Annotated in this window: 17 protein-coding genes; 1 reads left to right on the top strand and 16 read right to left on the bottom strand. The window is 38.9% G+C overall.

All coding sequences use genetic code 11. From position 1 onward, the window contains the following. Window positions 1-7: 7 nt before the first annotated feature. The 11 genes from QM865_RS07085 to QM865_RS07035 form a co-directional block, all read right to left on the bottom strand. Window positions 8-706 carry an ABC transporter permease gene (locus QM865_RS07085; protein WP_261072806.1) on the bottom strand — a complete coding sequence of 233 codons (699 nt, stop codon included), beginning with the start codon at window positions 704-706 and terminating at the stop codon, window positions 8-10. Further along, on the bottom strand, window positions 699-1,523 hold the full coding sequence (locus tag QM865_RS07080) for an ABC transporter ATP-binding protein (protein ID WP_261074555.1): 825 nt from the start codon (window positions 1,521-1,523) through the stop codon (window positions 699-701). Before QM865_RS07080 ends, QM865_RS07085 begins: the two co-directional genes overlap by 8 nt. Window positions 1,524-1,533: 10 nt before the next feature. Then, window positions 1,534-2,277, bottom strand: a complete 744-nt coding sequence (locus QM865_RS07075) for a DUF3169 family protein (protein ID WP_261074554.1) — start codon at window positions 2,275-2,277, stop codon at window positions 1,534-1,536. Window positions 2,278-2,295: 18 nt separating this feature from the next. Beyond that, the gene (locus QM865_RS07070; RefSeq protein WP_031227880.1) at window positions 2,296-2,646 is read right to left on the bottom strand and encodes a PspC domain-containing protein; all 351 of its coding nucleotides are present in this window, start codon (window positions 2,644-2,646) and stop codon (window positions 2,296-2,298) included. A gap of 11 nt (window positions 2,647-2,657) precedes the next feature. Continuing rightward, window positions 2,658-2,846, bottom strand: a complete 189-nt coding sequence (locus QM865_RS07065; protein WP_261068076.1) for a hypothetical protein — start codon at window positions 2,844-2,846, stop codon at window positions 2,658-2,660. Continuing rightward, the gene (locus QM865_RS07060; protein ID WP_023944022.1) at window positions 2,833-3,021 is read right to left on the bottom strand and encodes a hypothetical protein; all 189 of its coding nucleotides are present in this window, start codon (window positions 3,019-3,021) and stop codon (window positions 2,833-2,835) included. Before QM865_RS07060 ends, QM865_RS07065 begins: the two co-directional genes overlap by 14 nt. Next, window positions 3,021-3,227 carry a helix-turn-helix transcriptional regulator gene (locus QM865_RS07055; RefSeq protein WP_001176233.1) on the bottom strand — a complete coding sequence of 69 codons (207 nt, stop codon included), beginning with the start codon at window positions 3,225-3,227 and terminating at the stop codon, window positions 3,021-3,023. Before QM865_RS07055 ends, QM865_RS07060 begins: the two co-directional genes overlap by 1 nt. 9 nt (window positions 3,228-3,236) lie before the next feature. Beyond that, window positions 3,237-3,701, bottom strand: coding sequence for a hypothetical protein (locus tag QM865_RS07050; protein ID WP_261068081.1), 465 nt, complete (start codon window positions 3,699-3,701; stop codon window positions 3,237-3,239). Further along, the gene (gene hisS / locus QM865_RS07045) at window positions 3,701-4,981 is read right to left on the bottom strand and encodes a histidine--tRNA ligase (protein WP_261054775.1); all 1,281 of its coding nucleotides are present in this window, start codon (window positions 4,979-4,981) and stop codon (window positions 3,701-3,703) included. The genes QM865_RS07050 and hisS overlap by 1 nt, the downstream gene beginning before the upstream one ends. Window positions 4,982-5,163: 182 nt before the next feature. After that, a complete protein-coding gene (locus QM865_RS07040; protein WP_414306340.1) occupies window positions 5,164-6,411 on the bottom strand; it encodes a transporter in 1,248 nt (415 codons plus the stop codon). A 201-nt stretch (window positions 6,412-6,612) separates the two neighbouring features. Beyond that, entirely contained in the window at window positions 6,613-7,464 is an 852-nt protein-coding gene (locus tag QM865_RS07035) for a helix-turn-helix domain-containing protein (RefSeq protein WP_000434988.1), read from the bottom strand. A 123-nt stretch (window positions 7,465-7,587) separates the two neighbouring features. On the opposite strand from QM865_RS07035, the gene QM865_RS07030 reads away from it, so the two are divergent. Beyond that, on the top strand, window positions 7,588-7,929 hold the full coding sequence (locus tag QM865_RS07030) for a metal-sulfur cluster assembly factor (protein ID WP_261040812.1): 342 nt from the start codon (window positions 7,588-7,590) through the stop codon (window positions 7,927-7,929). 258 nt (window positions 7,930-8,187) lie between these two features. Here the strand turns inward: QM865_RS07030 and ilvD are convergent, their stop codons facing one another. From ilvD to QM865_RS07005, 5 genes are all read right to left on the bottom strand, one after another. Then, window positions 8,188-9,891, bottom strand: a complete 1,704-nt coding sequence (gene ilvD / locus QM865_RS07025) for a dihydroxy-acid dehydratase (protein WP_000137346.1) — start codon at window positions 9,889-9,891, stop codon at window positions 8,188-8,190. A 230-nt stretch (window positions 9,892-10,121) separates the two neighbouring features. Further along, entirely contained in the window at window positions 10,122-11,054 is a 933-nt protein-coding gene (locus QM865_RS07020; RefSeq protein WP_000986401.1) for a transketolase family protein, read from the bottom strand. Further along, complete coding sequence (locus QM865_RS07015; protein ID WP_000603567.1) at window positions 11,051-11,908, bottom strand: transketolase; 858 nt, start codon at window positions 11,906-11,908, stop codon at window positions 11,051-11,053. The genes QM865_RS07020 and QM865_RS07015 overlap by 4 nt, the downstream gene beginning before the upstream one ends. Window positions 11,909-11,911: 3 nt before the next feature. Beyond that, entirely contained in the window at window positions 11,912-13,258 is a 1,347-nt protein-coding gene (locus tag QM865_RS07010) for a PTS ascorbate transporter subunit IIC (RefSeq protein WP_000975299.1), read from the bottom strand. Between the two features lie 12 nt (window positions 13,259-13,270). Beyond that, complete coding sequence (locus QM865_RS07005; protein WP_000912476.1) at window positions 13,271-13,555, bottom strand: PTS sugar transporter subunit IIB; 285 nt, start codon at window positions 13,553-13,555, stop codon at window positions 13,271-13,273.

Here is a 13,555-nt window from a genome sequence, read left to right as displayed (position 1 = left end):
AGGTCTCCTATCTTGCTTTATAGCTGTTTTTCAATACAAAGAGGTTTGCTATCCCTAACACAAGTACCCAGGCAAGTAACATGCCGATATTAGAAAAGGATATTTCCCCACCTTTTTTATTTAAAAGATTTACAATAGGACCGACGAACGAGTAATCCAACACTTTCTGAGCCGTATCATTTTGAAGAGCAATCATAGGTAAAAAAGAGACAATTAACATAGGGAAGATACTATAAACTTGCGCTTTAGATTGAGTATCTGACACCGCACCGATTAGAAGGTTGAGAAAAATAATACTAATCGTTGCTAGGAGCAAATAGATAACGTAGGCAAATAAATAACCAGATATATCTACTTTAAGATAGATGGGAAGTACAATCATAGCAAGTAACATTATCAGAATAGGGAGAACAAGCATACTAAGAGTATATTCTGTTGCTGTCACACCACTTAGAATGAGTGATTTAAGATTGCGCTTTTCCTTATCTTCTGCCATCATAATCGATACCATATAACCACTTCCCATGCTCAAGACCATCGTCAAGCTAGCAGATAGTAAAAATAGGCTCAATTGTCCATTCTTATTTAAAAATTCATTATATAAAACAGCAATACCAAAAGGCATCAATAAAGTCGCTAACAAAGTTGAATTGCTAATAAGAACTTGCACTCTTAACCATAGTAGGGCATTTAATTTTCTATACATCTAACTTTTCTCCTGTCAATCTGATAAAGATTTCTTCTAGAGTTGGCTCACAAGAGTGGACCACCATCAAATCTGTCGTGTCTAAATGTGGCAATTCTTCAAATGGAACTATCTGTTCTCGTCCATCTTTATAAACCACACGTACTTTCTTATCCACATGATACTTCTGGATAATATCTTGCGGACTTCCATACTCTATTAAATTACCCTTATTTAAAAGAGATAAACGATCACAAAGCAGAGTTGCCTCATTCATATCATGCGTGGTCAGAAAGATAGTTGTCCCCGCCTGCTTTAATTCTTGAAGTAGGGTATGAATCATCTTAGATGTTGTAGGGTCTAAGCCACTGGTCGGCTCATCTAGAAAGAGAATCTTAGGTGCATTAAGAAGGGCACGAGCCAAGAACATTCGTTGTTTCATTCCTGTAGATAGTTTTTCTGCGATAACATCTTTAGCATCTGCCAATCCAACCTGTTGGAGCACCTGAACTACTCTATCTGACTTGAGACCATATAACTTAGCGTAGATTAGAAGATTTTTGTAAAGACTCATCTTTTCATAAAAACCACTGCCATCACTAACAATACCAATTTGTTCCAAATCATTTGAGGTTAAATCTTGAGAATTCTTGCCTAACAAAACTGTTTTACCTTGATCTGCAGCCAACTGACCTGTTAAGACATTGATCATGGTTGTTTTACCTGAGCCAGAAGGTCCAAGAAAACCAAAGATTTCACCCTCCTTAATCTCAAAAGAAATCTGATGAAGAGCTTTTTTGCTCCCAAAACTTTTGCTTACATTTTCAACACGAATCATAAAAACTCCTTTATTTGAAATAGCGTTTTACCATAGGTAACTGCATCACATTGATATAAATATGGATCACTCCTACCAGCAAGAAGGCTAGTAACTGAATCTCTCCTGTCAGTAAAGAAAAGAGAGCAATCAGAAAGTAGAGACCTGGCAAGACATAGTTATTTAATTGGAATAAAATCCGAAAACTCTGTTCCAAATTAGCCTTGCGCTCCCCTTCATCGTAAGAATCGAAATGCTCCAAGATATCCTTTGGTGTAGAGAAAAACACCAAACCAATCTGACGAACAATCGCAATAGTCTTAAAAAGATAATTTTGAGCATTGAAAACCAACACTAATCCCAAAAAGGAAAGGGATAAGGTTATATGGCTTATATCGAGTACAATTACTTCACTTCCTGAAATGAAGAGAGCCAATAAAATCGCTACGCTTGCACTATTAAAAGCAATAGTTCCAAACTCAAGATTACGATTCATTTGCACATAATATGTTTCATTCAGATCATCATCCATTTCCTCTTGATACAAGGAGTGAAATTTTCTGCTTTTCTTTAGGAAATTGAACGTCAAAAGAAGACTAATGAAACCTATCAGTAAACAAATAGCTGATATCCATGGTATCAAGACTTTCACATCTAACATAATTTCGTGGGATTCGGCACGTGCCTTAAACATCCCTACAAACATGCCCAAGAAACCTCCCAAGACAACAGACATTAAAAATAACAACAATCCACGTTTATTTTTCTTTTTCATATTCATTCTCTTTCTAAACTAAACCAATCCAACTAACCACTGACCAAAGGCTTTACCTGATTCATAAATAGCTGTCAAGCCCTCTGTTCCCAGTGATACTAAAATCAAACAAACAGCAAACAAGAGAATAGCTTGGTTTCTTGCTTTTGTCTCACTAGCTCCCAGAGGCTCTTTACTTAGCCAACCAGCAAGATAGGCATACAGAGTGACTGTCAAAATCCCAAATTCAGTCGAGGAAAGAAACAAGAACAGCATCACTAAACGAACCACGATAGTTTTGATATTAAAATAATTTCCTAAACCTGCACAGACACCTGCAAGTTCTTTGTTCTCAGTATCTACTTGAAAACCTGCTAAAAACTCTTTCATATTCATTCTCCTTATTCACTTGCTAGATTTTTGGATTTCTTTTCAATCCAGTCAACGACTGGGATGAGGGCAAAGTAGACCCAAATAAATTGGTCACTTTGATAGGGACTAAACCAGCCTAGGTCCATCCCAATCAGTAGAAACACGCTGACTAATAGAGCTATGGCAACTACATAATAGATTACTTTATACTTGTTCATCATCTTTCTCCTTTTTCTTCAACCGATTGAAAATGGACAAGAGGACTAAGTTAATCCAAAACAAATACTTACTTTCAACAAAATAGAACCAACCCAGTAATGTTCCAATCATAGCCAAGGCATTCACAATAAGGGCAAGAACACTCATATAATAAACCACTCTATACATGTTCATCACTCATCCTCCTCCAAGCGAAATACCGATTCGACTGTTTCGTTGAAAATCTGAGATATTTTCAAGGCAATCACAACGGATGGGGTGTATTCGTCCCGTTCTAATAGGCTAATGGTCTGTCTGGAAACCTCTGCTAGCTTGGCTAGTTCGGTTTGATTGAGGCCATCGCGAGCCCGCAGCTCTTTTAGACGATTTTTTAGTTGCATGTTACACACCTACTTTCCGTCAAATTCAACGGTTTGGATATCCTCAATGCGTTGTAGTTTGAATTTTTCTTTTCCTTTTTTATCAACACGACGTAGCTTGACCCATTCCTCATCAACATCTACAACTTCCCAGTTATCTGTTCCAAAAACTTGTCCAACGATTGTCGGTGTTTTCCCAATCAATTCTTTTAATAATCTTGACATTTCTTTATTTCCTTTCTGTTTTTGCTCAATTCTTTTGATTTTATTCTCTAATTTCTTGACCCTTTGGGTATGATAGAGATAAAACATAATCACAAGAGGTACAAATCCTAATGCCCACATAATCGTTCCCTGCTCCTTTTCTCTTAACTTGATTATATTGTAACACATCTTTTTCTTTTTGACAAGTATATTTGTCAAAAAGTTTATGATTTTTGTCATTTTGCAAAAGAAAAAGGTCAGGAGTAAAATCCTGACCAGTTTATCTACTATTAAAAGCCTAATTTTTCAAAGATTTCTGAGAAGTTTTGGCTGATAGCATCAAGTGATACTTGCACTTCTTCTCGTGTTTGGTTGTTCTTGACCGTTACTTGTCCGCTTTCGACTTCACTCTCTCCTAGGGTGATGAGGGTCTTAGCCGCAAAGACATCGGCTGACTTGAACTGAGCTTTGAGTTTACGGTTGAGGTAATCACGCTCTGCTTTGAAACCTTGTTGGCGAAGGGCCTGTACCAACTCCAAAGCCTTAACATTTGCTCCTTCCCCCAAGACTGCGATATAGACATCTAGGGCGTTTTCGATAGGGAGGGCCACACCTTGCTTTTCAAGAATGAGAAGCAGGCGCTCTACACCAAGTCCAAAACCAAAGCCAGCAGTTTCAGGGCCTCCAAAGTAAGAAACCAAACCATCGTAACGACCACCCGCACAGACTGTCAGGTCATTGCCCTCAATCTCAGTGATAAACTCGAAAATCGTGTGGTTATAGTAATCCAGACCACGCACCATATTGGTATCGATGATGTAGTCTACTCCAAGATTTTCCAACATCTGACGCACAGCATCAAAATGAGCTTGGCTTTCTTCATCAAGGAAGTCTAAGATAGAAGGCGCATTCTCTACTGCCACCTTGTCTTCTTTTTCCTTAGAGTCCAAGACACGAAGAGGATTTTCCTCCAAACGACGTTGGCTATCCTTAGACAAGGTCTCCTTGAGCGGTGTCAAATAGTCAATCAAGGCTTGACGGTAGGCTGCACGGCTCTCAGGATTTCCAAGAGTATTGAGGTGTAGTTTGACACCTTGGATGCCGATTTCTTTCAAGAAATGGGCTGCCATAGCGATGGTTTCCACATCAGTAGCTGGATTGCTAGAGCCAAAACACTCAACACCAATCTGGTGGAATTGGCGCAAACGCCCTGCCTGTGGACGCTCATAGCGGAACATAGGGCCCATGTAGTAGAACTTGCTTGGCTTTTGCACTTCTGGGGCAAAGAGTTTATTTTCCACATAGGAACGGACAACTGGCGCTGTTCCTTCTGGACGGAGGGTAATATGGCGGTCACCCTTGTCATAGAAATCGTACATTTCCTTGGTTACGATATCCGTTGTATCTCCGACAGAGCGACTGATAACCTCGTAATGCTCAAAAATAGGCGTACGCACTTCTGCATAGTTATAGCGCTTGAAAATCTCACGGGCAAAGCCCTCAACGTACTGCCACTTGGCAGATTCAGCAGGTAAAATATCCTGCGTTCCTTTTGGTTTTTGTAATTTCATAGGGAATCCTCTTTAAACTTAATAGTCTTATTTTACCATAAATAGAGGGATTAAAACAGTGAGAAAAAAATTAGGATTTATACTCAATGAAAATCAAAAAGCAAACTAGGAAGTTAGCCGCAAGCTGTACTTGAGTACGGTAAGGCGAAGCTGACGTGGTTTGAAGAGATTTTCGAAGAGTATTAGATATCATTTTTGAGATTAATAACTGTCAAAAGAATAGCCAGGAAGGAAAGACCAACAAATAGCATCCAAGTCAACTGTATATTCCATACGGCAACAAGTGAAAAACAAGCTGTTCCCACAGGTATAGACAAGGTAAACAATAAACCCAAAAAATTACTGGTACGAGCTAGAACCTCTGGAGCTAGATTTTTCATGAGCATGGCACTAATCTTTGGTTGAACTTTACCAGACACATACAGAGTTAAAAAGAGAAATAGCAAACCAAGCACGACTTGATTGAATACGTTAGCCAGACCAATTAGAGTGAGTCCTACGGTAGCCCACATCATCAATCTAGGCAAGGACTGCTTCCCAAAATAATCATTGCCCGTAAGGCTACTGATGATGATTGCTAACAAAGCACAGAATTGACTGATAAATAATGCCTCTGTGTAAGAAAAGTCCAAAAGAGAATGGCTCAAAAAGAAGATGTTATAGATGCTTCCTAAAGCGCCACCCAAGGCATTGATAAGCAAGACAGCAAAGAGCATAAAACCAAAGTTTTTCTGTCCACTTTTAAGAAAAACGAGACGTAAATTTCGATAAATCGTTAGAAATTGATCTTTGATAGGAAGCTTCTCATTTTTTAGGATTTCGCCATCAGCAGATGACATTGACAGGCTTAATTTTCTTCTTCCCAAAAAGAGAACAGAGGCTGATACTAGGAAAAAGCAAGCATTAATTCCCGCAACGAGAGAAAAATTGTTGACCGATAAACCTAAGAGCCATACTCCAAAAGCTTGACCACCAATAGCTGAAATATAGGTGATGAACTGTGAAAAAGAGTAAGCTTCCATCAGATCATCTTCAGCTACTTTTTCCTTAATAAGAGGCATGCGCAAGCCACCAGCAAAATCACTGATGACATCACTAATGACATTGATTAAACACAGGCTAGAAAAGGCAAAGAGACTAGCTTGCTGAACAACTAGGGCTGCTAGAAAAAATAAAACCGCCTGAAACAAACCACTATAGGCCATCCATTTGACCTTGTTCCTCGTGTAATCTGCCCGAATCCCTACAAAAACTGTAAAGAGAGTCGGAAGAAGCATGACAATATTCGCCATAGCAACAGCAAAAGAGGCTTGTGGCAAGGTCGATGCATAGACGATAAAGACCAGGTTGAAAATCGAAGCACCAAAAGCATTGAAGAAGCGTGACAAAGTCAAGAGACGATAAGCTTGATTTCTGAACAATAGTTTCATAGGTAATCTCCCTTCTTGTTCGAAGTTCTTATGTAAAGTATGACTATAGTATAGCACTTAGAAATTCTAGAGGAAAAACTTTTGAATATATGCAACAAATGAAATGAGCAAAAAGAAACGATAGAATTTCTCCAGTGACACGAGAGAGCTCAACAATTCTATCACTTAAAATTTCAAATAATTTTCTTAGTTTGCAGATATTCAACAATCTGTCGTTTTTCTATAGTATTCGGCAGATTTGTGACAGCCAAGCATCTCAAAAATACGGACAGCATCTTCCATCTTTTTCTGACCTTCCTTGACTCTGCCCTGCTTGCTATCAAGGAGACCTTCCGCCCACAAATAGACAATTCGGAAATAGGTCTCATTTTCCTTGTAGAAATGCTCTTTGATGACACGTTTAAAATAAGAGGCATTGGTAAATTCTTCACACTCAATGCTGGCTAAAAAACCATTCAATAGCATAGTGTGAAAAAGGTTTCGATTACCAGACATTTCCATTAGAAAATCAGATTTTCGGACCATTTCTCGTACATATCTAGTAAAAAGAGAAACAGATAAAAAGGGAGAACTGACTGAGAACAAATTGAGTTCATAGATTCCCCAAATATCGGTAGAAAACAAATAGTCATGAAGGACTTTCCCTTCCTCTGCCGTTAACTCAACCGTTTCATCCATACTCTTCATATAAGACTTGATAATAATGGCATTTAGAATATGCTTCTGCTTGTTTTGAGAATAGGCATGCTTTTGATATTCCTTACGATACAGGTCTTCGAGAGGTGCTATATTCTTTATATCCAAGACATCTGTGATTTCTTTTCTCAACTCAGAATCTGTATCATACTGAAAACCTCTCGCCAAAAAGAGGATTTCCTCTACACTGGCAGATATATTTCCCAGAGCAAATAGAAACTTTTCCACCGAAAGCTCACTCTGACCAGTTTCAAATCGGGACAACATAGACGGAGAAAATTGTCCCCCAGTCGCCTGTCTCAGCGAGATATTTCTTGACTCTCGTAATTGTCTAAAGACTTTTCCAATCTGCTCCATAGGCTTCCCCTTGATTCCGTATTTTCTTCATTTTATCATATTTTTCAGAAAATTCATCAAAAACTTGCCAAATTGTCAGAATTATGAGAAAATAGAGGATATTTATCACGTGGAGGGACTGTAATGAGAGAGGATATCAAAATCAATGACCGCGCTTTGGCCATACAAGACCAAATTATCGAAAAACTAGAGAAGGTTTTTGATACAGATGTGGAATTGGATGTTTACAATCTAGGTCTGATTTATGAAATCAATCTGGATGAAACGGGGCTCTGCAAGATTGTCATGACCTTCACCGATACTGCCTGCGATTGTGCCGAAAGCCTGCCTATTGAAATCGTTGCAGGTCTCAAACAAATCGAGGGTATCGAAGATGTCAAGGTTGAAGTTACCTGGTCGCCTGCCTGGAAAATCACACGAATCAGTCGCTACGGCCGTATTGCCCTTGGACTGCCACCTCGTTAATACTCTTCAAAAATCTCTTCAAACCACGTCAGCGTCGTCTTGTCGTAGGTATATGTTACTGACTTCGTCAGTTCTATCTGCGACCTCAAAACAGTGTTTTGAGCTGACTTCGTCAGTTCTATCTACAACCTCAAAGCAGTACTTTGAGCAACCTGCGGCTAGCTTTCTAGTTTGCTCTTCGATTTTTATTGAGTATAAGCAGGCAAATCACTTTTGGAGATGAAAAGAAGCAAGCCGAAGTTGGCTTGCTTTTTGAGTTTATTTCTTACCTGACTTGTCCATATTCCAGAAGTCTGTCACGGCTCCACGAGAAGCAGATGATACGATATGGGCGTATTTACCGAGGACACCACGGCTGTAGAGTGGTGGCAAGGTTGTTTCTGCCTTGCGTTTTTCAAGTTCTTCTTCGGATACGGCCATAGAAATTTCTTTAGTATCTTGGTCAACCGTAACGATATCACCTGTACGGAGGTAGGCAATTGGTCCACCATCTTGAGCTTCAGGAGCGATATGTCCAACAACCAGACCATAAGTACCGCCAGAGAAACGTCCGTCTGTCAAGAGGGCCACCTTATCTCCCTGACCTTTACCAACAATCATTGATGAAAGTGACAGCATCTCAGGCATACCAGGACCACCTTTAGGTCCAACGAAACGAACAACGACTACATCGCCATCAACGATTTCATCTGTCAAAACAGCCTGGATAGCATCTTCTTCTGAGTCAAAGACCTTAGCTGGACCAACGTGACGACGCACTTTAACACCTGATACCTTGGCAACCGCACCATCAGGGGCAAGGTTCCCGTTCAAGATGATAAGCGGACCATCTGCACGTTTTGGATTTTCAAGTGGCATGATGACTTTTTGACCTGGAGTGAGGTCTGCAAAATCAGCCAAGTTCTCAGCGACAGTCTTACCAGTACATGTGATGCGATCGCCATGAAGGAAACCATTTGCCAAGAGGTATCTCATAACCGCAGGCACACCACCGACTTCGTAAAGGTCTTGGAAGACATACTGACCAGATGGTTTCAAGTCAGCCAAGTGAGGCACACGTTCTTGGATCGTATTAAAGTCCTCAAGTGACAAGTCAACATTGGCAGCATGGGCAATGGCAAGCAAGTGAAGAGTGGCGTTTGTAGAACCACCGAGTGCCATGGTTACAGTGATAGCATCTTCAAAGGCTTCACGGGTCAAGATATCTGATGGTTTGAGACCAAGTTCCAACATCTTAACAACAGCACGTCCTGCTGCTTCGATATCTTCTTTCTTGTCAGCTGATTCAGCTGGGTGAGAGGAAGACCCTGGCAAACTCATACCGAGAACTTCGATAGCAGTCGCCATTGTATTAGCAGTGTACATACCACCACAGCCACCAGGACCAGGGCAGGCATTACATTCAAGACGTTTCACGTCCTCAGCCGTCATATCACCGTGGTTCCATTTTCCGATCCCCTCAAAGACAGAAACCAAGTCGATGTCTTTGCCATCAAGATTTCCCGGTGCAATGGTTCCACCATAGGCGAAAATTGCTGGAATATCCATATTGGCAATGGCAATCATAGAACCAGGCATGTTCTTATCACAGCCACCGATAGCAACAAAGGCATCCACATTGTGACCACCCATAGCCGCCTCGATTGAGTCTGCAATGATATCACGAGATGTCAAAGAGAAACGCATACCAGGCGTTCCCATAGCAATCCCATCCGCTACGGTAATAGTTCCAAACTGCACAGGCCAAGCACCTGCAGATTTGACACCTTCTTTAGCTAATTTCCCAAAATCATGCAAGTGAATGTTACATGGTGTATTTTCCGCCCAAGTCGAAATAACCCCAACAATCGGTGTTTCAAAGTCCTTATCTGTCATACCAGTCGCACGAAGCATGGCACGGTTTGGCGATTTTACCATGCTGTCATAAATGCTACTGCGGTGACGTTTATCTAATTCAGTCATTTGTTCCCTCCCATTTCAGTTTTTACTATTATAGCACATTTTAAAAGCAATGAACAGAAGAAAATTCTTGAATTTTCAGAAAATTCTATATACATATAAACATTTTAAATTAAAAACAACAAAGCGGATCAGGGCACTTTCTGATTACCAGAATATGCTTTTAATCCGCTTGCTTTAAATAACGTAATGTAATTTTTACAGAAGTTCTTTCAGATAAGTGTATTTAACATCTATCTTGCATTATAAAACGCTAAAACTTTCTCTTTTATATTCGATTCACTCAAACCATACTCATTAAGAAGATAATCCATTTTCCCTACTTGACCGAATCTTTCTTGAACACCCATCCGATGAATTTTTGTTATTCCATCATCAGAGAATAATTCACATAAAGCACTGCCAATTCCACCTATCTGATTGTGGTTTTCTACAGTAAATATAGTTTTTCCGCTTAACATTGTTTTTATCTGTTCTGGTATCGGTTTGATTCTAAATAAATCTATCACACCTACTGAATAACCTAATTTAGACAGTTCATCCGCAACTCGAATACTTGGAGCAACCATTATGCCAGAAGCAACTATTACAACATCTTCACCGTGTCTTAACTCAATGTAGCCTTTAGAAAAGTCTTCTCCACCTTGATATACAGCCTCTGGAGCTTTTCTAATTGTTCGAATATATTTTAGTCCTTTTAAGTCTAATGTCTGGTTCAAGATTTCACGAAATTGGATATCATCAGTTGCTTCGAAAATGATTGATTTAGGAATTAAACGTAACAATCCAATTTCTTCAAATGGCATATGTGTCCCACCATTCATTTCTGCAGTTACTCCTGCATCTGATCCAATCACAGTGGCATCCAATTGTGCGTATCCAAGAGAAATAAATAATTGATCAAACACTCTTCGTGAAGCAAATGGGCCAAATGTATGAAGATAAGGTCTAAACCCCTGAATAGATAAACCTGCTGCAAGCCCGACCATTTCTGCTTCCATGATCCCAACATTCACATAACGGTCTCCAAAGTCCTTTTCAAGATTATTAGTAGCCATCGAACTTGACAAGTCTGCTTCTAAAACTACTATATCAGAATAACTTTGGTTAGCTTCTAGAAGGAAATCTCTATACACATGTCGTAATTCTTTCGTACTTCTCATCATTCTGTTTCCTCCAATTCCTGACTTAATCTTTCTACAACTGAAGTTAACATTTGTCTCTCCTCTACAGTAGGGCGAAGATGATGATTGGATTTCATTTCTTCCAGCTCTCGAACTCCTTGACCTTTAATAGTGTCTAATACAATACACTTAGGGGATGAATCATTTGACTGTTTTAATCGGATAATCCCTTCATAAATTTCTCTAATATCTGAACCATTGACCCTAATGGATTCAAACCCAAATGCTGAGAATTTTTCTACAAAATCACCTGGATTACAAATATCCTTTGTAAAACCATCTAATTGTTTTTTGTTATCGTCTACAAATACAATTAAATTAGATAACTGTTGATGAGAAGCAAACTGTATAGCCTCCCAACATTGTCCCTCATTTAACTCACCATCTCCAACAATAGCATAGGTATAAAAGGGACTTTTTCTTATTCTCTGACCATATGCAAGTCCGGTTGCAACACTAATTCCCTGTCCTAAAGAGCCAGTTGTCATATCTATGCCCGGCGTTAGATTTCTATCAGGATGAGACGGTAATTTGGTTCCATTTGTATTTAAAGAATATAAGAATTCTTTGTCAAAGAAATCATTCAAATAGAGTGTGCTGTACAAAGCTGGTCCAGCATGTCCCTTGGATAAAACAAAATAATCTCTATCTCGTGATGCAAATATTTCTGGAGTCATCGGCATTATTTCACCATAAAGCACTGCTAAAACTTCTACTATAGACAGACTCCCTCCATAATGGCCGAATCCAAGATGATTCAATGTTCTAAGAGTATTTAATCGGATTTTTGTTGCAAATTTTCTTAACTCATCTTCTCTATTTTCACTTAAAATCATCCCTTATTCCTCCTTTGCAGATGGCTTTTTAATAAAGGATACTCCAAACATAACTGCTAGAATAAGAACAAGACCAATAACAATGCCTGCCTGTGAGCCAAATTGATTCAACATTCCTAAAATAATTCCTGATAGACCAAAATCTGCATCTGAGAAAGTTGATCCTTGGAAACCAAGTCCTCCCAAAACTGGCATTAAAAAGACTGGAAGAAAACTAATTAAAATACCTTGTAAAAATGCTCCAATAGTAGCTCCACGAACACCACCAGATGCATTCCCAATAACACCTGCAGTTGCTCCACAGAAGAAATGAGGCACAACACCTGGTAAAATAACAACCGTTCCTGAAGCAATCATAATTGCCATACTTACTAAACCACCAACAAAACTAGAGATAAATCCAATTAGAACTGCATTTGGTGCATAAGTATAAACAATCGGACAATCCAAAGCAGGTTTTGAATTAGGTACAAGACGCTCTGAAATACCTTTAAAGGCTGGAACAATTTCACCCAAAATAAGGCGAACACCTGCTAAAATAACAAATACCCCTGCTGCAAATTGACCTGCTAATTGTAAAGCATAAACTAGACCACTTGTACCACTACTGATTTCTTTTTCTATATATTCTGACCCTGCAAAGATAGCTACAATAATGTAAATAACTGCCATGGATAAAGTAATGCTAACAGTACTATCACGTAAAAAAGCTAAACTCTTTGGAAATTTAATGTCCTCTGTTGATTTTGATTTGTCACCGATAAGGCTACCAGTAAAACCACTCAACCAATATCCCAAAGAACTGAAATGACCTAAAGCCACCTTGTCATTTCCAGTTAATTGAACCATATATTTTTGCACAAATGCTGGGGAAATACTCATAATAATACCGAGTGCTAATCCTCCTAGTAAGATAAGAGGCAAACTTGTAAAACCAGCAACTGATAAAATGACCGCAATCATACACGCCATATATAGAGTGTGGTGCCCTGTTAAAAAGATATATTTGAATCGAGTAAAACGAGCAATTAAGATATTGAATACCATACCTGCAAACATAATCATTGCAGTAGCTGAGCCATATGTTGTTAAAGCTACAGCTACAATTGCTTCATTATTCGGTACAACTCCAGATAAATGAAAAGCATGTTCAAACATGGTACCAAATGGATTCAAAGAATTTTGTACAATTCCTGCACCACCAGATACAACTAAGAAACCAACAAAGGTCTTAATTCCACCTTTAATAATATCAGGTAATTTCTTCTTCTGAAGAACTAATCCTAAGATTGCAATTAAAGCTACTAAAATAGCTGGTGTACTAACAATATCCAATATGAACTTCATCATGACGCTAGCCTCCTAAATAAGTCCTTTTTCTTCACAAAGTTTAGTAATTAATTCTCGTAGTTCATCCATATCAATAATACTATTTAAGATACGAACATCTCCAAGATGACTAGCTGAATCAGCTAAATCACGACCAACAATCCAAATATCAGCTGCATTTGGATCTGCTCCACCTAAATCATAGTGTTCAACTTCTACATCTGAAACATTCAAATCACTCAATACAGATTCAATATTCATCTGTACCATAAAACTTGAACCTAATCCTGAACCACAAGCTGTACCAATTTTTAACAT

The organism is Streptococcus mitis (genome assembly GCF_047462815.1).
In the GTDB taxonomy this organism is placed as follows: Bacteria; Bacillota; Bacilli; order Lactobacillales; family Streptococcaceae; genus Streptococcus; species Streptococcus mitis_DO.
This window is presented reverse-complemented; position numbering and strand designations above follow the sequence as displayed.